Source organism: Arthrobacter sp. TJ-236 (assembly GCF_058269235.1).
In genome coordinates, this window is record NZ_JBZCNI010000001.1 from 78,066 (window position 1) to 104,406 (window position 26,341).

21 protein-coding genes are annotated in these 26,341 nt (G+C 69.1%); 9 read left to right on the forward strand and 12 right to left on the reverse strand.

Features of this window, described 5'->3' with window-relative positions:
* The first annotated feature begins 2 nt into the window (after positions 1-2).
* Complete coding sequence (gene dnaE, locus AC4D16_RS00330) at positions 3-3,554, forward strand: DNA polymerase III subunit alpha (protein WP_490953552.1); 3,552 nt, start codon at positions 3-5, stop codon at positions 3,552-3,554.
* Between the two features lie 93 nt (positions 3,555-3,647).
* Here the strand turns inward: dnaE and AC4D16_RS00335 are convergent, their stop codons facing one another.
* On the reverse strand, positions 3,648-4,178 hold the full coding sequence (locus AC4D16_RS00335) for a flavin reductase family protein (protein ID WP_490953553.1): 531 nt from the start codon (positions 4,176-4,178) through the stop codon (positions 3,648-3,650).
* Positions 4,179-4,270: 92 nt separating this feature from the next.
* Here AC4D16_RS00335 and AC4D16_RS00340 point away from each other — a divergent pair, with 92 nt between their 5' ends.
* The 3 genes from AC4D16_RS00340 to nrdR all read left to right on the forward strand — a co-directional run bounded on the left by AC4D16_RS00340 (position 4,271) and on the right by nrdR (position 6,917).
* Positions 4,271-4,795 (forward strand): hypothetical protein, encoded by a 525-nt coding sequence (locus AC4D16_RS00340; protein WP_490949420.1) that lies wholly within the window; start codon positions 4,271-4,273, stop codon positions 4,793-4,795.
* Between the two features lie 112 nt (positions 4,796-4,907).
* Positions 4,908-6,305 carry a histidinol dehydrogenase gene (gene hisD, locus AC4D16_RS00345; protein WP_490953554.1) on the forward strand — a complete coding sequence of 466 codons (1,398 nt, stop codon included), beginning with the start codon at positions 4,908-4,910 and terminating at the stop codon, positions 6,303-6,305.
* Between the two features lie 114 nt (positions 6,306-6,419).
* Positions 6,420-6,917 (forward strand): transcriptional regulator NrdR, encoded by a 498-nt coding sequence (gene nrdR, locus AC4D16_RS00350; protein ID WP_490953555.1) that lies wholly within the window; start codon positions 6,420-6,422, stop codon positions 6,915-6,917.
* Between the two features lie 114 nt (positions 6,918-7,031).
* Here nrdR and ppgK read toward each other — a convergent pair whose 3' ends face one another.
* Together ppgK and map are read right to left on the reverse strand one after the other, a co-directional pair.
* Positions 7,032-7,853, reverse strand: coding sequence for a polyphosphate--glucose phosphotransferase (gene ppgK / locus AC4D16_RS00355; protein ID WP_490953556.1), 822 nt, complete (start codon positions 7,851-7,853; stop codon positions 7,032-7,034).
* A 91-nt stretch (positions 7,854-7,944) separates the two neighbouring features.
* Positions 7,945-8,823, reverse strand: a complete 879-nt coding sequence (map, locus tag AC4D16_RS00360) for a type I methionyl aminopeptidase (protein ID WP_490949416.1) — start codon at positions 8,821-8,823, stop codon at positions 7,945-7,947.
* A 108-nt stretch (positions 8,824-8,931) separates the two neighbouring features.
* On the opposite strand from map, the gene AC4D16_RS00365 reads away from it, so the two are divergent.
* Positions 8,932-9,093 carry an SPOR domain-containing protein gene (locus AC4D16_RS00365; RefSeq protein WP_490949415.1) on the forward strand — a complete coding sequence of 54 codons (162 nt, stop codon included), beginning with the start codon at positions 8,932-8,934 and terminating at the stop codon, positions 9,091-9,093.
* Positions 9,094-9,133: 40 nt separating this feature from the next.
* Here AC4D16_RS00365 and panB read toward each other — a convergent pair whose 3' ends face one another.
* The gene (gene panB, locus AC4D16_RS00370; protein WP_490953557.1) at positions 9,134-10,018 is read right to left on the reverse strand and encodes a 3-methyl-2-oxobutanoate hydroxymethyltransferase; all 885 of its coding nucleotides are present in this window, start codon (positions 10,016-10,018) and stop codon (positions 9,134-9,136) included.
* Positions 10,019-10,227: 209 nt separating this feature from the next.
* Here panB and glnA (AC4D16_RS00375) point away from each other — a divergent pair, with 209 nt between their 5' ends.
* Together glnA (AC4D16_RS00375) and AC4D16_RS00380 are read left to right on the forward strand one after the other, a co-directional pair.
* Entirely contained in the window at positions 10,228-11,568 is a 1,341-nt protein-coding gene (glnA, locus tag AC4D16_RS00375) for a type I glutamate--ammonia ligase (RefSeq protein ID WP_490949413.1), read from the forward strand.
* Between the two features lie 45 nt (positions 11,569-11,613).
* The gene (locus tag AC4D16_RS00380; protein ID WP_490953558.1) at positions 11,614-14,622 is read left to right on the forward strand and encodes a bifunctional [glutamine synthetase] adenylyltransferase/[glutamine synthetase]-adenylyl-L-tyrosine phosphorylase; all 3,009 of its coding nucleotides are present in this window, start codon (positions 11,614-11,616) and stop codon (positions 14,620-14,622) included.
* A 109-nt stretch (positions 14,623-14,731) separates the two neighbouring features.
* Here AC4D16_RS00380 and glnA (AC4D16_RS00385) read toward each other — a convergent pair whose 3' ends face one another.
* The gene (gene glnA, locus AC4D16_RS00385) at positions 14,732-16,156 is read right to left on the reverse strand and encodes a type I glutamate--ammonia ligase (RefSeq protein ID WP_490949411.1); all 1,425 of its coding nucleotides are present in this window, start codon (positions 16,154-16,156) and stop codon (positions 14,732-14,734) included.
* Between the two features lie 255 nt (positions 16,157-16,411).
* Between glnA (AC4D16_RS00385) and AC4D16_RS00390 the strand changes: the two genes are divergently transcribed.
* On the forward strand, positions 16,412-16,849 hold the full coding sequence (locus tag AC4D16_RS00390) for an RDD family protein (RefSeq protein ID WP_490949410.1): 438 nt from the start codon (positions 16,412-16,414) through the stop codon (positions 16,847-16,849).
* 91 nt (positions 16,850-16,940) lie between these two features.
* On the opposite strand, the gene AC4D16_RS00395 is transcribed toward AC4D16_RS00390, so the two are convergent.
* From AC4D16_RS00395 to AC4D16_RS00410, 4 genes are all read right to left on the reverse strand, one after another.
* Positions 16,941-17,693, reverse strand: coding sequence for a DUF4191 domain-containing protein (locus AC4D16_RS00395; protein ID WP_490949409.1), 753 nt, complete (start codon positions 17,691-17,693; stop codon positions 16,941-16,943).
* A 59-nt stretch (positions 17,694-17,752) separates the two neighbouring features.
* Positions 17,753-18,754, reverse strand: coding sequence for a lipoyl synthase (gene lipA, locus AC4D16_RS00400; RefSeq protein WP_490953559.1), 1,002 nt, complete (start codon positions 18,752-18,754; stop codon positions 17,753-17,755).
* Complete coding sequence (gene lipB / locus AC4D16_RS00405; protein WP_490953560.1) at positions 18,751-19,485, reverse strand: lipoyl(octanoyl) transferase LipB; 735 nt, start codon at positions 19,483-19,485, stop codon at positions 18,751-18,753. Before lipB ends, lipA begins: the two co-directional genes overlap by 4 nt.
* A 92-nt stretch (positions 19,486-19,577) precedes the next feature.
* Positions 19,578-19,979, reverse strand: coding sequence for a DUF6504 family protein (locus tag AC4D16_RS00410; protein WP_490949406.1), 402 nt, complete (start codon positions 19,977-19,979; stop codon positions 19,578-19,580).
* A gap of 669 nt (positions 19,980-20,648) precedes the next feature.
* Here AC4D16_RS00410 and AC4D16_RS00415 point away from each other — a divergent pair.
* Entirely contained in the window at positions 20,649-22,427 is a 1,779-nt protein-coding gene (locus AC4D16_RS00415; protein ID WP_490953561.1) for a serine/threonine protein kinase, read from the forward strand.
* A gap of 178 nt (positions 22,428-22,605) precedes the next feature.
* Here the strand turns inward: AC4D16_RS00415 and AC4D16_RS00420 are convergent, their stop codons facing one another.
* The 3 genes from AC4D16_RS00420 to sucB all read right to left on the reverse strand — a co-directional run bounded on the left by AC4D16_RS00420 (position 22,606) and on the right by sucB (position 26,230).
* On the reverse strand, positions 22,606-23,511 hold the full coding sequence (locus AC4D16_RS00420) for a TIGR01777 family oxidoreductase (protein WP_490953562.1): 906 nt from the start codon (positions 23,509-23,511) through the stop codon (positions 22,606-22,608).
* A 159-nt stretch (positions 23,512-23,670) separates the two neighbouring features.
* Positions 23,671-24,102 (reverse strand): OsmC family protein, encoded by a 432-nt coding sequence (locus tag AC4D16_RS00425; protein ID WP_490949403.1) that lies wholly within the window; start codon positions 24,100-24,102, stop codon positions 23,671-23,673.
* Positions 24,103-24,340: 238 nt separating this feature from the next.
* Entirely contained in the window at positions 24,341-26,230 is a 1,890-nt protein-coding gene (gene sucB, locus AC4D16_RS00430; RefSeq protein WP_490953563.1) for a 2-oxoglutarate dehydrogenase, E2 component, dihydrolipoamide succinyltransferase, read from the reverse strand.
* Positions 26,231-26,341: the final 111 nt, after the last annotated feature.

The window sequence follows — 26,341 nt, forward strand, 5'->3', positions numbered from 1 at the left end:
GGGTGCCTCTCCCCGCTTCGGACTCCTTCGTCCATCTCCACAACCACACCGAGTACTCGATGCTGGACGGCGCCGCACGGCTGACCGACCTCTTCAGCCACACCGAGGAACTCGGCATGACGGCCCTCGCGACCACCGACCACGGCTTCGTGTTCGGCGCCTTCGACTTCTGGAGCAAGGCCACCAGCGCCGGCATCAAGCCGATCATCGGCGTCGAGGCGTACCTGACCCCGGGTACCGCGCGGAACGACCGCACGCGCGTCCAGTGGGGCGGTGGCGGGCGCGACGACGTCTCCGGCGCGGGCGCGTACACCCACATGACCCTGTGGTCCGAGACCACCGCCGGCATGCACAACCTCTTCCGCATGTCCTCGCTCGCGTCCCTCGAGGGCTACCTCTACAAGCCCCGCATGGACCGGGACCTCCTCCAGACCTACGGCAAGGGCCTGATCGCCACCACGGGCTGCCCGTCCGGCGAGGTGCAGACGAAGCTCCGGCTCGGCCTGTACGACGAGGCGCGGCAGGCGGCGTCGGACTTCCGTGACATCTTCGGCGCGGAGAACTACTTCTGCGAGCTCATGGATCACGGCCTCGACATCGAGCGCAACGTCAAGGCAGACCTCATCAGGCTGGCCAAGGACCTCGGACTGCCGCTCGTCGCCACCAACGACCTCCACTACACGCACGCCGAGGACTCCAAGGCCCACGCGGCGCTGCTCTGCGTGCAGTCGGGCTCCACCCTCGCGGACCCCAAGCGGTTCAAGTTCGACGCCGACGAGTTCTACCTCAAGTCGCCCGCCGAGATGCGGGCCATCTTCCGCGACTACCCCGAGGCCTGCGACAACACGCTGCTCATCGCCGAGCGGTGCGAGGTCGAGTTCAACACCAAGGCCAACTACATGCCCCGGTTCCCGGTCCCCGAGGGCGAGAACGAGCAGTCCTGGTTCGTCAAGGAGGTCGAGACGGGCCTCCACTACCGCTACCCGGCGGGCGTGCCCGACGACGTCCGGAAGCAGGCGGAGTTCGAGGTCGGCGTCATCACGCAGATGGGCTTCCCCGGCTACTTCCTCGTCGTCGCGGACTTCATCAACTGGGCCAAGAACAACGGCATCCGCGTTGGTCCCGGCCGTGGTTCCGGTGCCGGGTCGATGGTGGCCTACGCCATGCGCATCACCGACCTCGACCCGCTCAAGCACGGCCTCATCTTCGAGCGGTTCCTCAACCCCGAGCGCGTCTCCATGCCCGACTTCGACGTCGACTTCGATGATCGGCGCCGCTCCGAGGTGATCCGCTACGTGACGGAGAAGTACGGCGACGAGCGCGTGGCCATGATCGTCACCTACGGCACCATCAAGGCCAAGCAGGCCCTCAAGGACTCGTCCCGCGTCATGGGATACCCGTTCTCTACGGGGGAGCGCCTCACGAAGGCCATGCCGCCGGACGTCATGGGCAAGGGCCTCGCGCTGGCGGACGTGCACAACAGGGACGCCAAGCGGTACTCCGAGGCGGAGGAGCTCCGCGAGCTCCTGAAGACCGACGCCGACTCCGAGAAGGTGTTCGAGACCGCCCTGGGCCTCGAGGGCCTGAAGCGCCAGTGGGGCGTCCACGCCGCGGGCGTCATCATGTCCTCGGACCCGCTGATCGACATCATCCCGATCATGCGCCGTGAGCAGGACGGCCAGATCATCACGCAGTTCGACTACCCCACCTGCGAGGGGCTCGGACTCATCAAGATGGACTTCCTGGGACTCAGGAACCTCACCATCATCACGGACGCGGTCGAGAACATCACGGCCAACCGGGGGATCGACCTCGTCCTCGAGGATCTCGAACTCGACGACAAGGAGTCCTACGAACTCCTGGCGCGCGGGGACACCCTGGGCGTGTTCCAGCTCGACGGCGGGCCCATGCGCTCCCTGCTGAAGCTCATGCGCCCCGACAACTTCGAGGACATCTCCGCCGTCCTGGCGCTGTACCGACCCGGCCCCATGGGCGTGAATTCGCACACGAACTACGCCCTGAGGAAGAACGGCCTGCAGGACATCGAGCCGATCCACCCCGAGCTCGAGGGGCCGCTCGAGGAGATCCTGGGAGGCACCTACGGCCTCATCGTGTACCAGGAGCAGGTGATGAGCGCCGCGCAGAAGCTGGCGAACTTCACGCTCGGCCAGGCCGACATGCTCCGACGCGCGATGGGCAAGAAGAAGAAGTCGGAGCTGGACAAGCAGCAGGCGGACTTCTTCGCGGGAATGAAGGCCAACGGGTACTCGCAGGCCGCGATGGACAAGCTGTGGACGGTCCTCGAGTCCTTCTCGGACTACGCGTTCAACAAGGCCCATACCGCCGCCTACGGCCTGGTGTCCTACTGGACGGCCTACCTGAAGGCCCACTTCCCGGCCGAGTACATGGCGGCCCTCCTGACGAGCGTCGGCGACGACAAGGACAAGCTCGCCATCTACCTCAACGAGTGCCGCCGCATGGGCATCACAGTGCTGCCGCCCGACGTCAACGAGTCGAGCGTGAACTTCACACCGGTCGGAACGGACATCCGGTTCGGGATGGGAGCAATCCGGAACGTCGGCGCCAACGTGGTCGGCGCCATGGTCGGCGCGCGGGAGGAGAAGGGCGCCTTCACGTCATTCGGCGACTTCCTGCAGAAGGTGCCCGCCGTCGTCTGCAACAAGCGCACCATCGAGTCGCTGATCAAGGCGGGGGCCTTCGATTCGCTGCGGCACCCGCGCCGGGCGCTGGCGATGATCCACGAGGAGGCCGTCGACTCCGTGATCGTCCTCAAGCGCAACGAGGCGGCCAACCAGTTCGACCTGTTCAGCGCGTTCGACGGCGGTGACGGCGTGGAGGGGCTCGGCGGTGCCGGTGGGCTGTCCGTCGAGGTGCCCGATCTCCCCGAGTGGGACAAGAAGGACAAGCTGTCCTTCGAGCGCGACATGCTCGGGCTCTACGTCTCCGACCATCCGCTCCAGGGGCTCGAGGGCATCCTCGGCCAGCACGCCGACGCGTCGATCCCGTCCATCATCGGCGAGGAGGGACCGGCCGACGGCGCGATCGTCACGATCGCGGGCATGATCACCTCCCTGCAGCGGAAGATCGCGAAGAACAGCGGCAACGCCTACGCGCGGGCCGAGGTCGAGGACCTCGCGGGCTCCATGGAGGTCATGTTCTTCGGGCAGGTGTACGGGCCCATCTCGGCCGTCCTCGCGGAGGACCTGATCGTGGTGGTGCGCGGCCGCCTGCAGCGGCGCGACGACGGCGCGGTCATGCTCAACGCGCAGGAGCTGACCGTACCGGACCTCAGCGAGGGGCACTCGGGGCCCGTGGTGATCTCGATGCTGCAGCACAAGGCGACCGAGACGGCCGTGACGGCGCTCGGGGACGTCCTGCGGACCCACCCGGGCACCAGCGAAGTGCTGATCCGGCTCAACGGCTCACGCAAGGTCGAGATCATGAAACTGGGTGTCGACCTCCGGGTGAATCCGACACCCGGCCTGTTCGGTGACCTCAAGGTGCTGTTCGGGCCTGCCTGCCTCGACGCCTGATCCTCCCGCGCGCGGAGCGGACGGCGCCCGACCGACCGGGAGGTCCGGTGGGCGCCGTGCGATCCGCCGTGCGAACCGGAGGCGCGAGCAGCGTCAGATGACGTAGTCGGTGGCGGCGGGCGTCCCGTAGCTGCCGCCGTGGTAGAGCAGCGGGGCGCCGTCGGGCCCGACGGCGCCCGCCGCCACCTCGGCGACGACGACGGCGTTGTTCTCGAAGGACAGCCGCATGCTGATGCGCCCGACGAGCCAGCCGGCCACGTCCCGGAGGATGGGGACCCCCTCGGGCCCGGGCTCCCAGTGATCACCCGTGAAGCGGTCCTTCGTCCGCGCGAACCGGTTGGCCAGCCCCTCGTTCTCCGTGCTCAGCATGTGCACGCCCACGAAGTTGGTGTTCGCCACGGCGGGCCAGGACGAGGACGTGCGCGCCATGTTGAAGGAGAACCGCGGAGGCTCGGCGGACAGCGAGGCGACCGAGGTGGCGGTGAACCCGAAGGGTTTTCCCTCGTAGGTCGCCGTGATGATCGCGACGCCCGCCGCATGCCGGCGGAACACCTCCCTGAAGGAGTCGCCGTGTGCGGGGACGCGGGGCTGGGTATCCGTGGAGGCGGTACTCGGGTTGTTCACTGTGACCCTTCCGGGGCGGGGGGGCGATCGTCTGTACTCAGTCCCACCCTAGGCGCCCTCCGAGGATGGCCAGGTTTGTTAATGTAGAAGTCATGCGCGCACGCCAGGAGCCGGACACCGGCTCGACCTATCCGCCGCCCGTCTACGCGGTGGCGGAGGATCGCCGGTCGGTGCCGCCCGCCGGGATCTACTGGTGGCTCGGATCCACGATCCTCCTGGGGGTCGTCATCGGTGTGCTCTGGTGGTTGTTCGCCCCGACCGGGCGGCTCTTCGGTGATCCAGCCCTCGCCGAGCAGTGGGTACTCCGCGACCTCACGCTGGCGGGTCTGGAGGCGGCCGCCGGGATCGCCGTCGGAACGGTGGTCGCGGTGCGGCTGCGGCTGCCAGGCGTCGTGGCTCGCGTCCTCGCGGCGATCGGCGGCTCGATGATCGGCTCCGCGCTGGCCCTGGCCGTGGGGGAGGGGCTCGCCTGGATGTTCGGGCCCCACGGGCAGGAGGACGCCGCTGGTACCGCGTTCGTCCTGCACTCCTACGGTGCGCTCCTCATCTGGCCCGCGTTCGCCGCGGTGATCATCTTCGTCACCGCCCTCATCGGGCTCGCGCGCCGTCGCACCTGAGAACTGCCGTCGTACCTCGGACGCGCGTCGCCGGGCGCCGTCGCGCGTAGCAGTGCTCCGCGTCGCCCTCGCCGTGACGACGCCCCACCGGGGCTGCCGATAGACTGCCGTGGTGACCACAGCTCCCCTCCCGACCAGCCTCGACTTCCGCACGATCGACCTCCGGGGCCGGGTGCTGACCCCGGGTGAACTGCGGAGCGTCATGCCGAGGGCGGAGGCCGGCGCACATTCCTCCGAGGCGGCCGTGCAGGCCATCATCGACGACGTCCGGGCCCGTGGACTGGCGTCGCTCACGGACCTCGCGCAGCGGTTCGACGGCGTGGAGCAGGAGCACCCCCGCGTCGAGGCGCACGTGATCCAGGCTGCGCTGCACGGGCTGGACCCCGACGTCCGTGCCGCGCTCGAGGAAGCCATCCGGCGCGCCCGCCTCTTCGCCGAGGCCCAGCGACCCGCCGATGCGCAGATCGAGGTCGCGCCGGGAGCACACCTCGCCCACACCTGGGTGCCCGTGGACCGCGTGGGCCTCTACGTTCCCGGCGGACTGGCGAGCTACCCGTCCTCCGTGGTGATGAACGTGGTGCCCGCGCAGGCCGCCGGAGTCCGCTCCATCGCTCTGGCCTCACCACCGCAGAAGGACTTCGGCGGGTCACCCCACCCCGTGATCCTGGCGGCAGCGGCCATGCTCGGCATCGACGAGATCTACGCGATGGGTGGCGCCCAGGCCGTCGCTGCGCTGGCCTACGGAGTACCTGACACGGCGACCGGCGCGGGCCCGGACACCGGTGGTGCTGTTGGCTCCGGACGCGGGATCGACCCGGTGAACGTGATCACCGGGCCCGGGAACGTGTTCGTCGCCACCGCGAAGCGGCTCGTCCTCGGCCGCGTCGGCATCGACTCGGAGGCGGGGACCACGGAGATCGCCGTGCTCGCCGACGGGACGGCGGACGCCGAGCTCGTGGCGGCGGACCTCGTCAGCCAGGCCGAGCACGACCCCCAGGCGGCATCCGTGCTCATCACCGACTCCGTCGACCTCGCCGACGCCGTGCTGGAGTCCCTGCGGACGCGCGCGGACCGGACACGTCACGCGGACCGCGTGAGGACCGCCCTCTCCGGCCCGCAGTCGGGGGTCATCCTCGTCGACGACGTCGAGCACGGCATCGCGGTGTGCGACGCCTACGCCGCGGAGCACCTCGAGATCCACACGGCCGACGCCGCCGGGGTCGCGGCGAGGATCCGGAACGCGGGGGCCATCTTCGTGGGCCCGCACAGCCCGGTGAGCCTCGGCGACTACTGTGCCGGTTCCAACCACGTGCTGCCGACGGCGGGCACGGCGGCGTTCGCCTCCGGCCTGAACGTCACCACGTTCCTCCGGGCGATGCAGGTCATCACCTACGATCGGGAGGCGCTCCGCGAGGTGGCGCCGTCCATCCTCGCCCTCTCGGCAGCCGAGAACCTCCCCGCCCACGGTGAGGCCGTCACGGCACGCTTCCCCGAGGGGCAGGCGCGCTGATTCCGCGGGACCACCGCGGAATCACACGGTTGTCGTTCATCGGCGCGTGTCTCTAGACTTGCGGTGGCACCACGGCGATGTCACGCCACCGATCATGGAACGCGAGGGGGAAGCATGTACTGTCCGTACTGCCGTCATTCCGATTCCCGCGTCGTCGATTCGCGGCTGGCCGATGACGGATCCGCGATCCGACGTCGGCGTCAGTGCCCGCAGTGCGGGCGCCGCTTCAGCACCGTCGAGACCACCAGCCTCAGCGTGATCAAGCGCTCCGGCGCGGGAGAGCCGTTCAGCCGGTCCAAGATCATCAACGGCGTTCGCAAGGCCTGCCAGGGCCGCCCGGTGACGGAGGACGATCTCGCGCTGCTGGCGCAGGAGGTCGAGGAGACCGTCAGGGCCAGCGGTGTCGCGGAGATCGATGCCCACGAGGTGGGGCTCGCCATCCTCGAACCGCTCCGCAAACTCGACCAGATCGCCTACCTGCGCTTCGCCAGCGTCTACCAGGGGTTTGAATCCCTCGACGACTTCGACGAGGCGATCCAGACCCTCAGGGCGCAGACGGCGGACGGTGCCCGCGTGCCCTCGGGTGTCCAGCGGCCGCTGACGGCGCTCTAGCCTCCCGAGCTGCCGAGGCGGCATCGCCAGCATGCCGAAGGAGCACGCGCCGCCCCTCGGCCGCGGACTCCACGACCCATGGCAGGCCGTGGGACCGCGGCCCGTCTCCCGACGTCAGGCGGAGTCGACGTGCAGGAGCGCCGCCTGGAGGGCGCCGCCCACGATCCCCGCGTGATTCTTCAGCTGGGCCGGGATGATCGGCGTCCGAAGATCCAGCGAGGGGAGGTACTCGGAGCTGCGCTTCGAGATGCCGCCTCCCACGATGAAGAGCTCCGGGGAGAAGAGGAACTCGACGTGGGAGAAGTAGCGCTGGAGTCGCACCGCGTACTGGTCCCAGTCGAGGCCCTCACGTTCCCGGGCCACGGCCGACGCACGCGTCTCGGCGTCGTGCCCGTCGATCTCCAGGTGGCCCAGCTCGGCGTTCGGCACCAGCCGGCCGTCGAAGATGAAGGCCGAGCCGATGCCGGTCCCCAGCGTGATCACGAGGACCGTGCCCATCCGGCCCTTGCCGGCGCCGTACTGGACCTCCGCGAGGCCGGCGGCATCGGCGTCGTTGATCACATAGACATCGCGCCCGAGGATTGTGGTGAACAGGGCGTCCACGTCGGTGTCGATCCAGCTCTTGTCCACATTGGCCGCGGAGCGCGCCACTCCGTGCTGGATGATGGCCGGGAAGGTCACGCCCACGGGGCTGTCCGCCGCAGGCCCCTCGGGGCGGGAGGAGAGCTCGGCCACGATCTGCCGGACCACCTCCGCCACGGCCTCGGGCGTGGACGGCTTGGGGGTGGGGATACGGTGCCTCTCGCCGACGATCACGCCCTTCTCGAGATCCACGATGCCGCCCTTGATGCCCGTGCCGCCGATGTCGACGCCGATCACCGTGGTGGGCAGCTTCGAGGGCAGCTTGGTCTTCTTCTTCTCGGTGACCTTGGCCATGATTCTCCGTTGACGTGGGGCCGGCGCGTACCGGCAGGGGCTCGTGAGGGTGGACAGTGCGGGGTCGTGCAGGGGTCGGTGCGGGCGGTACTCAGGGAAGAGTGAGGACCTCGGCTCCGTGATCGGTGACCACGAGCGTGTGTTCGAACTGCGCGGTCCGCTTCCGGTCACGCGTGACCACGGTCCACTCGTCGTCCCACATGGTCCAGTCCACGACGCCGAGGGTGAGCATCGGTTCGATGGTGAAGACCATGCCGCGCTCGATCACCCGATCGTAGGCCGGGGCGGCGTCGTAGTGCGGGATGATCAGCCCGGTGTGGAAGGCCTCGCCCACGCCGTGCCCCGTGAAGTCGCGCACCACGCCGTAGCCGAAGCGCTTCGCGTAGGACTCGATGGCGCGTCCGATCACGTTGATCTGCCGTCCCGGGGCCACGGCGCGCACGGCCCGGTGCAGCGACTCCTCGGTCCGCTCGACGAGCAGCCGCGACTCCTCGTCCACGTCGCCGATGCAGAACGTCCGGTTGGTGTCCCCGTGCACGCCGTCCTTGAACGCGGTGATGTCGATGTTCAGTATGTCGCCGTCGGCGAGTTCCGTGGAGTCCGGGATGCCGTGGCAGATCACCTCGTTCAGTGACGAGCACAGGGACTTGGGGAATCCGCGGTAGCCGAGGGTCGAGGGGTAGGCGCCGTGGTCCAGGATGAACTCGTGCCCGATCCGGTCGAGCTCGTCCGTCGTGACACCGGGACGGGCGTGCCTGCCGACCTCGAGGACGGCCTGCGCGGCGATCCGGCCGGCGCTGCGGATCTTCTCGATGGTCTCGGCCGACTTCACCTCGGACCCCGTGAACGGCGCGGGGGCCTTCCGGCCGACGTACTCGGGGCGGACGATACCCGCAGGGACGGGCCGCAGAGGTGAGACCACGCCCGGCGTCAGGGTCCCGAGGGGAGCGGTGGCGGAGGGCTGGGGCATACCCTTGATCCTATAGCGGGCCCGGGGTCACACGACGGGATGCACGCGGTGCGGACGGCGCTGGACGCGTCTCCGGCGCGGTCCGGACGCTTCGAGGAGGAGGTCGACATGACGGAGTACTGGTTCAACGTGCGCACGCACGAGGTCGAGGAGGATCGGCAGTCGGACTGGTCGCAGCTGATCGGCCCCTACACCACGCGCGCCGAGGCGGAGAAGGCCCTCGAGAAGGTCCAGCAGCGCAACGACTCGTGGGACCGCGAGGACGACTGACGCCCTACGGCGAGTCTTCCCCGGACCCGGGTCGAGCAGGTCAGAAGGTGTGTTCGGGACCCGGGAAGGTGCCCGAGCGCACCTCGTCCGCGTACGCCGCGGCAGCGCCGGCAAGGATGCCGCGGACGTCCGCGAACTGTTTCACGAACCTCGCCTGGCGCCCACCGCGCAGCCCGGCCATGTCCTGCCACACCAGGACCTGGCCCGTCGTCGCCGGTCCGGCCCCGATCCCGATGGTCGGCACCCGGACGGCCGCCTCGACGGCCTCGGCGGTGCCGGCGGGCACCATCTCCATGAGGACGCAGAAGGCGCCTGCATCGGCCAGTGCGACGGCGTCGTCGATCACACGCTGCGAGGCCTCCCCGCGGCCCTGGACGCGATAGCCGCCGAGGGCGTGCTCACTCTGCGGTGTGAAGCCGACGTGCGCCATGACGGGGATGCCGGCCCTGACGAGTGCCCGGACCGTGTCCGCGTACGCTGCGCCGCCCTCCATCTTCACCGCGTGGACGAGTCCTTCCTTGAGCAGCCGGACGGAGGACCCGACCGCCTGCTCGGGGGACACCTCGTACGATCCGAACGGCAGGTCGGCGACGACCATCGCGCGTGAGGCCGCGCGGCTCACCGCGCGGCTGAAGAGGATCATCTCGTCGAGGGTGATCGGCAGGGTGGTCGCGTGCCCGAGGACGTTGTTGGCGGCCGAATCGCCGACCAGCAGCACCTCGATGCCGGCCTCGTCGAAGACCTGGGCCGCGTACTGGTCGTAGGCCGTCAGCATCGCGAACTTCCGGCCTTCGTCCTTGGCCTGCTGCAGGTGGTGGACGCGTATCCGGGACGGCGTCCGGGCTGTCGTCGGCGCGTCCGTCCGGGGGCCCGACGCCGCGGCCGACCCCTCCCCGTAGGGCGCTGGGATCTCGGCGGAGGTCATGGCACGAGACTATCGGACCGTCCGCCGTGCCGACCTCCCCCGGCCACCGCGACGGGTCCTGCACACGTCGCCGGTGGGTGAGAGCGGGTACACGCCGACGACGGCGGCCGTCGCGGCCCGCCGCGGCGCCGGATCACGTGTGCGTGTCAGTAGAGTGTTGGTGGCGTGGCCCGCGCGGGTGCACCCGACGATCAGGGAGTGAGGTTGTCATGGACCGGCAGCAGGAGTTCGTACTGCGGACCATCGAGGAGCGCGACGTCCGCTACGTCCGCCTGTGGTTCACCGACGTCGTCGGGTCCCTGAAGTCCGTGGCGCTCGCGCCCGCCGAGGTGGAGGGCGCGTTCGAGGAGGGGCTGGGCTTCGACGGCTCGTCGATCGAGGGCCTCGCCCGCGTGTACGAGTCGGACATGCTCGCGCAGCCCGACCCCTCGACGTTCCAGATCCTCCCGTGGCGTGGCGAGAAGGAGCAGACGTCGAGGATGTTCTGCGACATCCTGACCCCTGACGGGCAACCCTCCACGGCCGATCCGCGGGGGGTCCTGAAGAAGACCCTGGCGAAGGCCGCCGACATGGGCTTCACCTGCTACACCCACCCCGAGATCGAGTTCTACCTCCTGAAGTCCGCCGAGCTCGGCCCGGACGGACAGCCCGTCCCCGTCGACCAGGCCGGCTACTTCGACCACGTACCGGGCGGGGTGGCGCAGGACTTCCGGCGCATGGCGGTCGCGATGCTCGAGTCCGTGGGTATCTCGGTGGAGTTCAGTCACCACGAGGCAGGCCCCGGTCAGAACGAGATCGACCTGCGGTACGCGGACGCCCTGCAGACCGCCGACAACATCATGACTTTCCGCACCATCATCAAGGAGGTCGCACTCACCTCCGGCAGCTACGCGACCTTCATGCCCAAGCCCTTCTCCGAGCACCCGGGCTCCGGGATGCACACCCATTTCTCGCTCTTCGAGGGTGACACGAACGCGTTCTACGAGGCGGGCGCCGAGTTCCAGCTGTCGAAGACCGCCCGCCAGTTCATCGCGGGGATCCTCAGGCACGCCCCGGAGTTCACCGCGGTCACGAACCAGTTCGTCAACTCGTTCAAGCGCCTGTGGGGCGGAGGTGAGGCACCGAGCTACCTGTCCTGGGGCCACAACAACCGCTCGGCACTCGTGCGCGTCCCCCTGTACAAGCCCAACAAGGGGCAGTCCGCGCGCATCGAGTACCGCGGGATCGACTCCGCGAGCAACCCCTACCTCGCCTACTCCGTGCTGCTCGGCGCAGGCCTGAAGGGTATCGAGGAGGGCTACGAGCTCCCCGCCGCCGCTGAGGACGACGTCTGGAGCCTCACGCCCGCCGAGCGTCGGGCCATGGGGCATGATCCGCTGCCGGCCAGCCTGCACGACGCGATCCGCGTGATGGAGGACTCCGAGCTCGTCGCCGACGTGCTGGGGGAGCAGGTGTTCGAGAACTTCCTGCGCAACAAGCGCGCCGAGTGGCACGACTACCGCATCCAGGTGACACCGTACGAGCTGCGACGGAACCTCAACATCCTCTAGGTCCGGGCCGTCCGGCTGCCGTGCCGACGTGGCTAGTGTTGGCGCATGAGCCTCAACCGCACGCTTATCAGCCACGGCTTCACCGATTTGGAGAAGAGCCGACGTTTCCTCGACGCCCCCGAGCTGGCCGGGCTCGACGAGGACGTGCTGTTCGCCCACCTGGGCCGGGCTGCGAACCCTGATCTGGCTCTGCAGTCGCTGGTGCGGTTGCTGGCCGCGGATCCCGCGGGCGTCCGGGCGGTGTTCGACGACGAGGACCGCGCCGGTCCGCTGTTCCGGCTGCTCGGCGCCTCAGAGGCGCTGGCGGAGTTCCTCATGCGGCATCCCGAACACCTCGACGTCGTCAGGTCCGGACCGCAGAGCCCTCCCGTCGTGGATCCCGCGGACCTGCGGTCGATGCTCCTGGCAGCCGTCGACGCCGATCCCGCGCAGGACAACCCGGTGGCCGGTGTCGGCGGCACGGAGGCCCACCAGCGACTGAGGGTCGCCTACCGCCGACAGCTCACCGATCTCGCGGTGCGGGACCTGTGCCACTGCGCGCCCGTCGACTACCTGCCCGTCGTCGGGCGGGAGCTCGCGGACCTCGCGGGAGCCGCGCTGGAGGCGTCCCTCGCCGTCGCCCGTGCGGACCTCGGCGAGGTGTACGGGGCCGACGTCGTGGCGCGCGTGCGGCTCGCCGTCGTCGCGATGGGCAAGTGCGGGGCCCGGGAGCTCAACTACATCTCGGACGTCGACGTCGTCTACGTCGTCGAGGGCGACGACGTCGAGGAGTCGGTGCTCACCCGGATCGGCACGGGTCTCGCCTCGGCCATGGCACGGGGGGTGTACTCGCCGGGACAGGAGCCGGCGCTCTGGGAGGTGGATGCCAACCTCCGCCCCGAGGGCAAGGACGGACCCCTCGTGAGGACACTGGCCTCCCACGTGTCCTACTACGAGCGCTGGGCCAGGACCTGGGAGTTCCAGGCGCTGCTGAAGGCCCGTGCGGTGGCCGGCGATCTCGAGCTCGGTCGGCGGTACGAGGCCGCCGTCGCCCCCCTGATCTGGGCATCGTCGCAGCGCGAGGGATTCGTCGAGGCGGTCAGGGCCATGCGTCGGCGGGTCACGGACAACATCCCGCGGGACGAGGAGGCTCGGCAGCTCAAGCTCGGCCCGGGCGGTCTGCGCGACGTCGAGTTCACCGTGCAGCTGCTGCAGCTCGTCCACGGCCGGCTGGACGCATCGCTCCGGGTCAGGGACACGGTCTCGGCCATCGAGGCCCTGAGTGCCGCGGGCTACGTGGGGCGGTCCGACGCCCTCGACCTCGACGACGCCTACCGGTACCTCCGCGTGCTGGAGCACCGCATCCAGCTCATGCAGATGCGACGCACGCATCTGATGCCCGAGGACGACGCCTCGCTCAGGGCCCTCGCGCGGTCGTCGGAGAGTTGCATGGTGACCGTACGGCCCAGCGCCCAGAGCCTGCACGAGAAGTGGCAGCGGACGCGGCGGCTGGTCAAGCGGCTGCACGAGGCCATCTTCTACCGGCCCCTGCTCAACACCGCGGCGACGCTGCGGCCGGAGGACGTCCAGCTCACGGCCGAGGCCGCACAGGCCAGACTGGCGGCGCTCGGGTACCAGGATCCCCGCGGTGCCCTCCGCCACATCGAGGCGCTGACCGGTGGTTTGAGGCGCCGGGCACTGCTCCAGCGGCATCTCCTGCCGATCCTGCTCGCGTGGTTCGCGGACGGCGTGGACCCCGACGCCGGTCTCCTCGGCTTCCGCAGGCTGAGCGAGGCCCTGGGCGAGAGCCACTGGTACTTGGGCATGCTGCGGGACTCGACGGCCGCGGCCGAGCGCCTGTGCGCCGTGCTGTCCAGCAGCCGCTTCATCACCGATCTCCTCGAGGTGTCACCCGAATCGACGCAGTGGCTCGGGTCCGACGCCGCCCTCGTGCCGGACAGCTTCGATTCCCAGTGGCAGGAGATCCAGTCGAAGATGTCGCGCCACCCCGAACCCGCCGAGGCGATCCGGCTCATCCGCCTGATCCGCCGCCGCGAGATCCTCCGCATCGCGATCGCGGACAGTGCGGGCGTGCTGTCGCAGCCGGAGGTGGGGGAGGCGCTGGCCGACGCCGACCGCGCGGCCGTCCTCGGCGCGCTCCACGTGGCCGAGAAGCAGGTGTTCGCCGAGGAGGAGCGGCTGACGGACGTGGTCGTCATGGCGATGGGCCGGCAGGGCGGACGTGAGATCACCTACGGCTCGGACGCGGACGTCATGTACGTGCACCGGCCCGTGGAGGGCGCGAGCGAGGCGGCAGCCCAGCGGCAGGCCGAGAAACTCGTGGGCCGGCTCGCGGCTCTCCTGACGCAACCGTGCCGGCCACCGGTCCTCGCGGAGCGGGTCCTCGAGATCGACACGTCCCTCCGGCCCGAGGGCAAGCAGGGTGCCATCGTCAGGTCGCTCGACTCCTACCGCGAGTACTACCGCCGGTGGTCGCTGGTGTGGGAGGCGCAGGCCCTGCTGCGCGCGCGGCCGCTCGCCGGGGACGATGCCCTCGCCACCGACTTCGTGGCCCTGATCGACACCGTGAGGTACCCCAAGGGGCTCGACGACGGCGACGTCCGGGAGATCCGCCGCATCAAGGCCCGCGTCGAGTCCGAGCGGCTGCCGCGGGGCGCCGACCCGTCGCGGCACGTGAAGCTCGGCCGGGGGGCGCTCAGCGACGTCGAGTGGCTAGTCCAGCTGATCCAGCTCCAGCACGCGCACGATCTGCCGTCCTTGAGGGTGCAGTCCACGCTGGGCGCGCTCGACATCATCGAGGCCGAGGAGCTCCTGCCGGAGGAGGACGTCGAGACGCTCCGCGCGAGCTGGACGCTCGCCACGAGGATCCGGGGCGCGAACGTCGTCTGGAGCGGGCGGAATTCCGATCTGCTGCCGTCCTCGCGCCGCGACCTCGAGGCGGTGGCGCGCTGGTGCGGATACGGACCGGGGAGCGGCTCGGACCTCGAGGAGGACTATTTACGCATGACGCGCCGCAGCCGCGGGATCTTCGAGAGGCACTTCTACGGGTACTGAGGGGTTACTGAGCGGCGGCATCTGCCCCGAACGACGGCGGCGGCCACCCCGAAAGGGGAGGCCGCCGTCGTCGTTCCCGGATCACTCGCGGTGATGCCGGTGATGCGTGCTAGACGCCGTAGTACAGCTCGAACTCGTAGGGGTTCGGGCGCAGCGAGAGCGGCTTGATCTCCATCTCACGCTTGTAGTCGATCCAGGTGTCGATCAGGTCCTGGGTGAAGACGTCGCCGGCCTGCAGGAACTCGTTGTCCGCCTCCAGGGCGAGCAGCGCCTCCTCGAGGGACCCGGGAGCCTTCTGGATGTCCTTGGCCTCCTCCGCGGGGAGCTCGTAGAGGTCCTTGTCGATCGGCTCGGCGGGCTCGATGCGGTTCTTGATGCCGTCGAGGCCGGCCATGAGCTGCGCGGCGAAGGCCAGGTACGGGTTCGACGAGGGGTCCGGCGCGCGGAACTCGATGCGCTTCGCCTTCGGATTCGAGCCCGTGATCGGGATGCGGATGCCGGCGGAGCGGTTGCCCTGCGAGTACACCATGTTGACCGGCGCCTCGAAGCCCTTGACCAGGCGGCGGTAGGAGTTGACCGTCGGGTTGGTGAAGGCGAGGACGGCGGATGCGTGCTTCAGCAGGCCGCCGATGTACCAGCGGGCGGTGTCCGACAGACCGGCATAGCCGCGCTCGTCGTAGAACAGCGGCTGGCCGCCCGCCCACAGCGACTGATGGCAGTGCATGCCGGAGCCGTTCTCACCGAAGACCGGCTTCGGCATGAACGTGGCGGTCTTGCCCCACGCGTTGGACACGTTCTTGACGATGTACTTGAACTTCTGCAGGTCGTCGGCCGCATGCGTCATGGTGGTGAACTTGTAGTTGATCTCGGCCTGACCGGCGCCGCCCACCTCGTGGTGCGAGCGCTCGACCTCTAGGCCCGCCTTGTCCAGCTCGACGCAGATGGCGTCCCGGAGATCGGCCTGCTTGTCCACGGGGGAGACCGGGAAGTAGCCGCCCTTGAAGGGCGTCTTATTGCCCAGGTTGCCGCCCACCTCCTCGCGCCCGCTGTTCCAGGGGGCCTCGATGGAGTCGACCTTGTAGAAGCTGCCCTGGGGGGAGGATTCGTACTGGACGTTGTCGAAGATGAAGAACTCGGCCTCGGGTGCGAAGAACGCGGTGTCGGCGATGCCCGTCGAGGACAGGTAGGCCTCGGCGCGCTCGGCGACACTGCGGGGATCGCGGTGGTAGGGATCGCCCGTACGCGGGTTGACGATCGAGAAGTTCAGCGCGAGGGTCTTCTCGGTGCGGAACGGGTCGATGAACGCCGTCGTCACGTCCGGGATGAGCTGCATGTCGGATTCCGCGATGCCCTGGAAGCCGCGGATCGATGATCCGTCGAAGAGCTGACCATCGATGAAGAAGTCAGCATCCACCGACTTCGCGGGGACGTTGAAGTGCTGCTGCACTCCCGGGAGGTCGGTGAACCGGACATCGACGAACCTGATGTCCTCGTCGGCGATGAATTTGAGGACCTCGTCCGCATTCTTAAACATCGATCAATGCTCCTAACGCATGGCAGGGGGAACGGATCGGCGCCAGCCAAGACCCCCGCACTGCCGCGGGAGCTCGAGGTACGGCAGGTGCGCTGCACTGCCGCCGACTCGTCCCCACTGTAGGAGCGGGCAGTTTCTCGCTGGTGTCGGCCGTGTTTCGTGGACGTTACATGGGGCGAACTGCGCTCCCCACCCTAGCGTTCCGGGCGAGCGCACGGCATAATGCCGCGCCCTGAGGCCGGTAGGCTGGACGACGTGGTGAACAGACGAGACCTCGGCTCCTGGATGGAGGGGCCTTCCCCTTCCGGCAACCAGCAGTGGCCCGGGCAGCGTCTCGGGAGACCCGAGGCCGGCCCGGGGTCGATCGCCCGCTTCGGACCCCGGGCGGCAGCGCTCCTCATCGACTGGTTGCTCTGCTCGCTGCTCTCCGCGGCGTTCTTCGGGTACGACGGCTTCGCGACGCTGCTCATCTTCCTCGCGGAGCAGATCCTCCTGGTCGGTTTCTTCGGATACAGCATCGGTCATCGCATGTTCCGTATGCAGGTGCAGACGCTCGACGGCAAGCCTGCGGGGTACCTGACGGCCACCGTGCGCAGTCTGCTCCTCTGCCTGGTGATTCCCGCGCTCATCATCGACGTGGATCAGCGCGGCGTCCATGACCGCGCCCGCGGTACGGGCCTGTTCCGCATCTGACGGCCGTCTCGACGCTGTACAGGCCGCTGGACACGACAGCGGCGGTGACCCTCGAGGGGATCACCGCCGCTGCTCGGACCTCGACGCGTGCTCAGCGCCCGCGCATCGCCTTGCGGTCGGGCCGGGCCTTGAAAGGATCGATGCCCTTCGGGATCGGCAGCTTCGTCCCGAGAGCGGTCAGGCGCTTGTCCACGGCATAGACCTCCTGCTTCGTGAGGGTCTTCTTCAGCTTCTGGACCGTCTTGGGGATCTTGGACAGGGGAACCTGTCGTTCGTCCCGTCCTGATTCGATCACGTGAATGGGCACGTTGGGGATGATGCGCGCCATCTTCCGCTTCTCGCCGTCGACCAGCTGCTTCACCCGCGTGGACGGTCCCTCCGTCACGAGGATGACCCCGGGACGCCCGATGACCCGGAACACGGCGTCCTGCGTGCGGGGGTTCACCGCGATGGGCTGTTCCTGCAGGATCCAGCCCCGGCGGAGGACGCTGAGAGCGGCTCCCGCTGCTCCCGGGCGTCCCTCGATCTGTGAGAACGCAGCGCGTTCGGCTCTCCGCGACAGGATGAAGATCGCGGCCAGGAAGGCCAGAGGGACGGCGATGATCATCAGGGTGATCACGTTGTCGATCAGCAGCCCGATGAGGAGTCCCACCGCGATGATGCCGACGAACGCCAGGAGCATGAACCAGACGACACTCGGATCGTTGCGGCGCGTCATCTTGAAGACCTCGGACACCTGCTTCATCCGCCCGGGCTTCTTGGGGCCCTTCTCAGCCTTCGGCTTGCGCGAGAAGATGCGTCGTCGGGGCTTGGGCGAATCGGGGGAATCGATGGTGTGCGACATAGTGCTCCGATTCTACGGGATGGCCGGTAGCCCGCCGGGCTCGGGAGGCTTCCCGGCGATCAGCCGGCGAGGAGCGACGAGGCCTCCTGGGCCGCTGATCCCTCGTCGTCGAGGTGGGCGAGATGCTCCGGGAGTTCCAGGTCCTTGCTGCGCATGGCCCTCGCCCACAGGCGTCCTGCCCGGTACGAGGAGCGGACCAGTGGGCCACTCATGACCCCGAGGAAGCCGATGCTCTCGGCTTCCGCACTCAGCTCGACGAATTCGGACGGCTTGACCCAGCGGTCGACCGGGAGGTGGCGCTCGCTCGGGCGGAGGTACTGCGTGATGGTGATGAGGTCGCAGCCCGCCGCGTGGAGATCCTGCAGTGCCTCCGAGATCTCCTCCCGGGTCTCACCCATGCCGAGGATGAGGTTGGACTTCGTGACCATGCCGAGGTCGCGACCTTGCGTGATGACGTCCAGCGAGCGCTCGTAGCGGAAGGCAGGGCGGATGCGCTTGAAGATACGGGGGACGGTCTCGACGTTGTGGGCGAAGACCTCGGGGCGTGCATCGCAGATCGCGGCGATGTGCTCGGGCTTGCCGGAGAAGTCGGGGATGAGGATCTCGACGCCCGTGCCGGGGTTCATGCTGTGGATCTGACGAATGGTCTCCGTGTAGAGCCAGACGCCCTCGTCCGCGAGATCGTCCCGCGCGACGCCGGTCACGGTCGCGTACCGCAGGTTCATGGAGCGGACGGACTGCGCCACCTTGAACGGCTCGCTCCGATCCAGCGGCTGGGGCTTTCCGGTGTCGATCTGGCAGAAGTCGCAGCGTCGCGTGCACTCGGAGCCGCCGATGAGGAAGGTGGCCTCGCGGTCCTCCCAGCACTCGAAGATGTTGGGGCAGCCGGCTTCCTCGCAGACCGTGTGCAGGCCCTCCTTCTTCACCAGGTTCTTCATCGCGACGAACTCCGGTCCGATGTTCACCTTGGCCTTCATCCATTCCGGTTTGCGCTCCACCGGTGTCTCGGCGTTACGCGCCTCGATGCGCAGCAGGCGACGACCCTCGGGTGCAAGGCTCACAGTAAGGCTCCTTCTGACATGGTGTGCGGCGCCGATCCGGCGTCTTTTCCGGCAATGCCCTCGACGCCCCCGACACCGTCGTCGTCGCCCAGCAGCTCTGCCTCATTGTTGCGCAGTTCCGCTTCGATCAGCGACACGAGGTCAAGGGGGGACACGGACCGGCCGGTCTCGTGCGAGATGGTCGTGACCCCGGCGTCGCTGATGCCGCAGGGGACGATCTGCCGGAACGGAGCGAGGTCGTTGTCGCAGTTGACGGCGAACCCGTGCATGGTCACGCGGTCCTTCACGCGTATCCCGATGGCCGCGATCTTCCGCGCGGGGCCGGAGGCGTCAGCGGCCACCCACACGCCTGATCGTCCGTCGATCCGCGTACCCTCGACACCCACCACTGCGAGGCTCCGGATGATCACCTCTTCGAGGAGGTGCACGTAGTCCGCGATCCTCGCCGGGTCACGCAGGGCGAGGATGGGGTAGCCGACCAGCTGTCCCGGCCCGTGCCACGTCAGCTTCCCGCCCCGGTCCACGGGCACCACGGGCGTGCCGTCGAACGGACGTTCGTGGTCCTCGGTGCGACGTCCGGCGGTGTACACGGGACTGTGCTCGAGCAGGAGGACCGTGCTGGGTGCCTCACCGGCGACGACGGCGGCGTGCAGGGCCTGCTGCATCTCGAGGCCCCGCGCGTACTCCACGTGGTCAGGAGTAAGGCCCACCCGCGACAGCACCAAAGTCATGCCCCAAGGGTAACGCCGTCCACCGACACCGCCCGCCGGTGACCTCGGTGCGCAACGCGCTCGGACGCCGGTCCCGACGTCGGACGGTGATCTCAGGTGTCGTCGGGCAGGTCGAATACGACACCCAGTCGGGCGAGGCGCCACTGGTCCTCGCGCCCGCGGACCTCGAAGTGGAAGACCGGCGCCACGGGATTCGTCTGGGCGGAGAACCTCCAGAACTCCATGCGCAACGCGCGTGACGTCGGCGGGACGTCCTGGTCGCCCTGCTCGACGGCGAATGCGTGCCACGTGCTCCAGTGCTGGGCCGTACCGACGACGGACCAGGTAGAACCCCGCCATCGCAGGGTGCGCGGCCGGACCGTCCCGCCGGCGGGGAGGAGTGTCAGGGTCACGTGCTCGTCGAGCGTCCGCCAGGACGACGGTGTGCTGACGACGTCCTGACGACGACCCGCTCGGGGTCCGGCATCGGACGGGGATGACGTGGGGGAGTGCATGACGGCCTGACGCTGGTGGAAGGAACGTGTCGAATAAAAATAGAACACATGTTCGATCGGGGCAAGGTTTCTCTGCCGGATCCTGTGGATAACCCGGAGGAGGTCTCGGTCGTGACCTAGAAAGGACACATGAGCGATGCCGTACCGCCGTCCCCGTCCTCCGTGCCGGGCGTTCCGCCGTCGGGAACACCCCTGCCGGTCCGAGGGGGCGCCGTCCATCCGGCTAAGGCTGCGCACGGGTCCGGCACACATGTCGGCCGAGCGAATGATCGTGATGACGACGGCCACGCTCAGCCCACCGCCGTCGGCTTCACGACCGGGAGACTGCTCGGTCGTGGCGGCTCGTCCTCGGTCTGGCTCGTCACCGACTCGGCCGGCCAGCGCTTCGCCCTCAAGGTGGCGACCAGGACCGGGGCTGCTCCTGGCGATCCGGCGCCGGTGCCGCCGGGCTCCCCGTCCTCGTCATCCGCTCCGGGCGATCGCCTACCGAGAGCTCGAGACTACGGAACAGGTGTGCTGCAACCGCCCGGCGCGGGACCGGACACTGCGCCCACCCCCACGCCCATGCCCGGGCGTCGCGCACGCCGGGCCGCTCTGCCCTCCATCGGGGTACCGGACGTCCCCCCGCCATCCGTCGGACGGTCACCGTTCGCTCCCTCGAACGACGGCGTGTCCGTCGATGCCGGTGGTCCGACAGCCAGTGGGAACCATGCAGCACCCGCCGACGACCTCGATCGGGAACTCGCCCTCCTGCGGCGACTCGACCACGACCACCTCGTCCGGGTGCACCGGGTCATCAGCACGAACCAGGGGCCGGGACTGCTGATGGAGCTCGCAGCGGGCGGTTCGCTGCTCGAACTCGTCACGAGCCGGGGGCCTCTGCCCATCGCGGAGGTGGTGACCACTCTCGTTCCCGTGGCTCAGGCGCTCGACCATCTGCACGCGTCAGGGGCCCTCCACGGTGACGTGACGCCCGGCAACATCCTCTTCACGCACGAGGGCCGCCCGCTGCTCGCCGACCTCGGCACGGGCCGACTGCTGGGAACCGATCCGCTGCTCATGCCCGGAACCCCCGGCTTCCTCGATCCCGGGCGGACCGGCAGCTACGATTCCGGCGCCGATGTGTTCGCGCTCGCGGCCGTCGCCTGGTTCGCGCTGACCGGACGGATCCCAGGCCCGACCGATCAGCGTCCGCCGCTCGCGCTGATCGTGCCCGATGTCCCGCTCACTTTGATGCAGCTGATCGAGGATGCGCTGAGCACCAACCGTGAGCGCCGTCCCACCGCTGCATCGTTCGCACGTACCTTGCTCTCCGCCTCGGCGGCGGAACCGGTGGACCTCGTGCCAGCGGTGCACACGAGCGTGCTGCCCGACCTGCTGACGCGCAGGGCTGACGAACGGCCGGCACCACGGCGCTCGCTCATCGCGCGGCTCCGGCGCACAGGTGCGACGAGCGGCCCGCGCACACCCGGAAACGGCAGTACCGGCGCAGGCCGGCGCGTCAACGGCTCCCCGCGAACCAGCCGGTCAGGCCGAAGCACCCGGCCGGCCCGCTTGTTCCCGGGCAGGGCGGTCGCTCCGACACCGGACGAGGAATCACCCCGCCGTCGCGGTTCGGCTCCTGGGCCGCGAACATCCCCATCGGAACCACACCGGAGCTCCACGACGTTCCAGCCCGTGAAGGGCGACTACGGTGCCCAGTACCGCATCCGGCGCGTCCTCGGAGTAGTGTCGGGGTGCATAGCCGCCGTTTTGCTCGTCATGGGGGTCATGCTCACGGCGGAGGGTCTCCGCGGGCCGGAATCGCTCGTGAGCGAGCCCGCCGTGCAGGGTGACGGCACGGGTACACCTGCTCCGGAAGCGGACGGTCAGGCGGTCGACGTGAGCGCGGGGCACAGCGCCGAGCGGGAGGCGACGTCCGACGACGGGACATCTGACGCCAGTCCGGAGCAGCTCGCCGGATCCGAGGATCCCTCCGTGGCACTCTCGGGTCTCGTCGCGCTGCGAGCATCTGCGTTCGCGACCGCCGATCCAGAGGTGCTGCGGACCGTCGACGTCGACGGGTCGCCCGCCATGGTCGCGGACCAGGAGGCTGTCGCCGTCCTCGCGCGATCCGGGAACACCCTCCGGGGTTTGTCCATCGGCCTGCGGGATCAGAAACGGCTCACGGACGACGACGTCGCGGCGGACTCCGCCCTCGCACCTGTCTCCGGCGTCGCGACACCGCCGGAGGGAACGGAGGTCGCTCTCGTGCGGGCGACGGCGCAGATCTCCCCGTACACCGAGGAACCGGTCGGGAACCGTGCCGCGGAGGGGACGTCGGAGGAGGGCGCCGACGCCGGGACCCCCTCACTCATGGCAGCCGGACAGCAGGAGCTCATCTTCGTGCTGTGGGACACCGCGGACGGCTGGCGCATCCATTCCGTCGTCGAACCGCCCGAGGACTGAGGACGCCCGAGGACGTGCGACCACGACCACGCCCAGGACCAGCACCACGTGACGCCCCCATGCGGCCGCCTCCGAACCAGGACGTCGATTCCCTCCGCCCGGATGCGGTCCCGATACGGTCCCTACACGGTCCGGCTACGGTCCGGCTACGGTCCCGATACGGTCCAGCGAGTGGAGGCTACTCGGACGGCGCCGTGACCGTGCGGTGCACCCATTGCGCCAGCGCCTCGGGGGTCTCCTCGTCGAAGGAGAAGCCGGCCGCGACGAGCGCTCGCGGCTCCATGCGCGTGCTCACGAGTAGGAGCTCGTAGCCCAGTTGACCGATCGCGGCCTTCAGGATGAATGCCGGGACACGGAACCAGACCGGGCGCTTGAACGCTCTGCCGAGCTGCAGGGCGATCTGGTCGAGCGGGGCCGGGGCCGGGGCGCTCAGGTTGACGGGCCCGCTGAGCGGTGCGGTGAGGAGGAACTCGAGGGCCCGGATCTCGTCGTTGAGGCTGATCCAGGGCCACCACTGACGCCCCGACCCGAGGGACGTCCCGGCGAACAGGCGGATGGGGATCAGGAGGTTCGGGAGGGCGCCACCCTCCTTCGCCATCACGATGCCCGTCCGGGGGAGCACCACGCGGACCTCCTCCGGGGCAGCGAGGGCTTCCGCTTCCCACCGGCGGCAGATGTCGGCGAGCAGGGTCTGACCCGACGCGGACGATTCCGTGAGGACGTCATCACCCCGGTCCCCGTAGTAGCCGGAGGCGGACTGGCTGATGAGAACCTGCGGGCGCTTCGTCGCACGCGTGATCGCCGCGACGAGTGTCCGGGTCGGCATGATGCGCGAGGAGTACAGCGTCTCCTTGTAGCTCCGCGTCCACGGATGTCCTGCGATGCCCGCGCCCGAGAGGTTGATCACCGCGTCCGCCCACTCCACGGCAGCGACGTCGAGGTCTCCCGTCGAGGGATTCCAGCGGACTTCGGACTCGTTCTTCGGGTCGCGGCGCACGAGTCGCTTGATCTCGTGGCTGACGGCGAGCTGACGCGTGAGGGCGGTTCCGATGGTCCCGGAGGCACCGGCGAGGAGGATGCGCATGATCCCATCGAACCACTAGTTCGGCGGCGTGAATACCAGTGGGGAGCCCGTCGACAACACAGGAGCCGCTCTGGCACGGAAGGACCCCGGACCGGGTCCGGGGTCCTTCCATCAGTCAGGACCGGGTGCGCTCGCCGCTGTGGGGCGCGGTCCGGTCGATCAGCCGTGCAGGGTCGCGGTCAGCGAGATGTCCTTCACGCCCGCGAGGGCCTGCGAGACGGGGCAGCCCTCCTTGGCAGCCTGAGCGACACGCTGGAAGTCCTCCTCGGAGAGACCCGGCACCGTGGCGTCGAGCGTCAGTCGGATGGCCGTGATGCCCGTGCCCGGCTGGAAATCGACGTCGGCCTTGGTCTCGACGCGCTCGGGGGTCTTGCCCTCCTCGCCGAGGGCGTGGCTGAACGCCATCGAGAAGCATGCCGAGTGGGCAGCTGCGATGAGCTCCTCGGGGCTCGTCTTCCCCTCGGACTGCTCGGCACGCGCCTTCCAGGTGACGTCGTAGGTTCCGAGACCGGAGGAATCGAGCGTGACCTGGCCGGATCCGGTGGGAAGGTCCCCGCTCCAGACGGTGTGGGCTGAACGAACGGTAGCCATGGTTCTCCTTCGGGTCTGCGGGACGGGCGCGGGCTCGCGTCCGGTGGTTCCCTCCCATCCTAGGGAGCGGCAGGACGGACTTCCATCGGGGTACGCAGCCGTCACGGGAGATACGGCCATGCCCGCCGCAGCAGTCCGGACAGACGGCAGGGGCCGCGCCTGTCGTGGCGCGGCCCCTGCTCGTCGTTCGTCCAGCTCCTGGCGGACGGCGTCGTCGCCGCCAGGGTCCTCGGTACTGTCAGAGGCCGAGGTCGGCCTCGAACGCACCACCCTCGAGTCGTGCCTTGAGCGTCTGGAGGAACCGCCCGGCATCGGCGCCGTCGACCAGCCTGTGGTCGTACGTCAGGCTGAGGTACATCATCGAGCGGATGGCGATGGTGTCATCACCGTCGACGCCCGTGATGACCACGGGCCGCTTCACGATGATGCCGGTCCCGAGGATGCCCACCTGCGGCTGGTTGATGATCGGGGTGTCGAACAGTGCCCCGGCCGAACCGATGTTCGTGATCGTGAACGTCCCGCCCGAGAGCTCGTCCGGCCCGATCTGGCCGTTGCGCGTGCGGCTCCCGACGTCGGCGATCTTCTTCGCCAGGCCACCGAGGTTCAGGGTGCCGGCGTCCTTGATGACGGGGACGAGCAGGCCCTTCTCGGTGTCGACCGCGATCGCCAGGTGCTCGGCGTCGTGGTACGTCACTTCCTTCTTCTCCTCGTCGAACGAGGCGTTCAGCTTCGGGTGCTGCTTGAGAGCCTCGGTCACGGCCTTCGAGATGAAGGGCAGGAAGGTGAGCTTCGCGCCGTTCTGTGCAAGGAAGGTGTCCTTCGACGCGGTGCGGAGCTTCGCGATGCGGGTCATGTCGACTTCGATCACCTGGGTGAGCTGCGCCGAGACCTCGAGGGACTCGCGCATGCGCTTGGCGATCGTCTGGCGGATACGCGGAGCCTTCTCCACGGTGCCGCGCAGCTTGGACGGCTCGACCGTCGGTGCAGCGGGCTTCGACGGCGCCGGAGCGGGTGACGACGGCGTCGCAGCCGCAGGTGCCGGAGCGGACTCCGCCTGCTGGGACTCCCTGGCCTTCTGCGCCTCGGCGGCCTCGAGCACATCCTGCTTGCGGATGCGGCCGCCGACGCCGGTACCCGTGATGGTGCCCAGGTCCACGCCGTTCTGGTTCGCCAGACGCCGCACGAGCGGCGTCACGTAAGCGGAGACGTCCGTGGTCCCTGCGTCCTCCGACGCGGGCGCCTTCTGCTCGGCGGGCTTCTCCTTCGCCGGCGCTGCCGGTGCGGGGGATGCCTGCGCGGGTGCGGTGGGGGCGCCGCTCGCGTCGTCGTCGGGCTCGGACGTGCCGGATGCCCGCTCGGACTCATGGGAGAAGCCCTGCTTCTCCGTGGGTGAGTCCTCGCGCTCCTCGGCCGGTGCGGCGACGAGCGGTTCACCGGAGGCTGCTTCGACCTTCTTCGGGGCGGATGCGCCGGACCCGATGACGGCGAGGACTGCACCGACCTCCGCGGTCTCGTCTTCGCCTACACGGATCTCCTGCAGCTTTCCGGCCACGGGGGAGGGGATCTCGGTGTCGACCTTGTCGGTCGAGACCTCGAGGAGCGGCTCGTCGACCTCGACGTCGTCGCCGATCTCCTTGAGCCAGCGGGTGACGGTCCCTTCGGTGACACTCTCGCCGAGAGCGGGCAGGGTCACCTCGGTCCCCTCGCCCGAACCGTCGGAGTCGTCTGATCCGGACGTCTCGTCCGAACCGCTGGTCGCTGCGGGCTCCTCGGTCTCGGGAGCCTTCTCGGTCGACGGGACGGCGTCCTCAGTCGGCACGGAGGCGCCCTCGGACTCGTCGGAGGCGGCGGCCGCACCCGAGTCGCTCGAGGTGCCCGAATCGCTACCCGAACCGTCGCCGATCCTGACGAGGGGGGCGCCGACTTCCGCGGTCTCGTCCTCGGCCACGAGGATCTCCTCGATGACTCCGGCGATCGGGGAGGGGATCTCCGTGTCGACCTTGTCGGTCGAGACCTCCAGCAGGGGCTCGTCGACCTCCACACGGTCACCGACCTGCTTCAACCAGCGGGTGACGGTGCCTTCGGTGACGCTTTCACCGAGAGCGGGCAAGTTCACGGATTCAGACATAATGCGCCCGTTTCTCCTTCGTAGATCGTTCCTTGGCAGCTGGGCGACGCGGTGAGCCCGTTCAGCTGGACGTGCGTGCTGTTCCTTCTTCCGAGCTTAGTCCACCCCCTT

Excerpts from the sequence above, each read along its gene's own strand:
- AC4D16_RS00340 (WP_490949420.1), top strand. The coding sequence starts at position 4,271 with ATGCGCGCACGCCAGGAGCCGGACACCGGCTCGACCTATCCGCCGCCC.
- nrdR (WP_490953555.1), top strand. The coding sequence starts at position 6,420 with ATGTACTGTCCGTACTGCCGTCATTCCGATTCCCGCGTCGTCGATTCG.
- ppgK (WP_490953556.1), bottom strand. The coding sequence starts at position 7,853 with ATGGCCAAGGTCACCGAGAAGAAGAAGACCAAGCTGCCCTCGAAGCTG.
- map (WP_490949416.1), bottom strand. The coding sequence starts at position 8,823 with ATGCCCCAGCCCTCCGCCACCGCTCCCCTCGGGACCCTGACGCCGGGC.
- AC4D16_RS00365 (WP_490949415.1), top strand. The coding sequence starts at position 8,932 with ATGACGGAGTACTGGTTCAACGTGCGCACGCACGAGGTCGAGGAGGAT.
- panB (WP_490953557.1), bottom strand. The coding sequence starts at position 10,018 with ATGACCTCCGCCGAGATCCCAGCGCCCTACGGGGAGGGGTCGGCCGCG.
- glnA (WP_490949413.1), top strand. The coding sequence starts at position 10,228 with ATGGACCGGCAGCAGGAGTTCGTACTGCGGACCATCGAGGAGCGCGAC.
- AC4D16_RS00380 (WP_490953558.1), top strand. The coding sequence starts at position 11,614 with ATGAGCCTCAACCGCACGCTTATCAGCCACGGCTTCACCGATTTGGAG.
- glnA (WP_490949411.1), bottom strand. The coding sequence starts at position 16,156 with ATGTTTAAGAATGCGGACGAGGTCCTCAAATTCATCGCCGACGAGGAC.
- AC4D16_RS00395 (WP_490949409.1), bottom strand. The coding sequence starts at position 17,693 with ATGTCGCACACCATCGATTCCCCCGATTCGCCCAAGCCCCGACGACGC.
- lipB (WP_490953560.1), bottom strand. The coding sequence starts at position 19,485 with ATGACTTTGGTGCTGTCGCGGGTGGGCCTTACTCCTGACCACGTGGAG.
- AC4D16_RS00410 (WP_490949406.1), bottom strand. The coding sequence starts at position 19,979 with ATGCACTCCCCCACGTCATCCCCGTCCGATGCCGGACCCCGAGCGGGT.
- AC4D16_RS00420 (WP_490953562.1), bottom strand. The coding sequence starts at position 23,511 with ATGCGCATCCTCCTCGCCGGTGCCTCCGGGACCATCGGAACCGCCCTC.
- AC4D16_RS00425 (WP_490949403.1), bottom strand. The coding sequence starts at position 24,102 with ATGGCTACCGTTCGTTCAGCCCACACCGTCTGGAGCGGGGACCTTCCC.
- sucB (WP_490953563.1), bottom strand. The coding sequence starts at position 26,230 with ATGTCTGAATCCGTGAACTTGCCCGCTCTCGGTGAAAGCGTCACCGAA.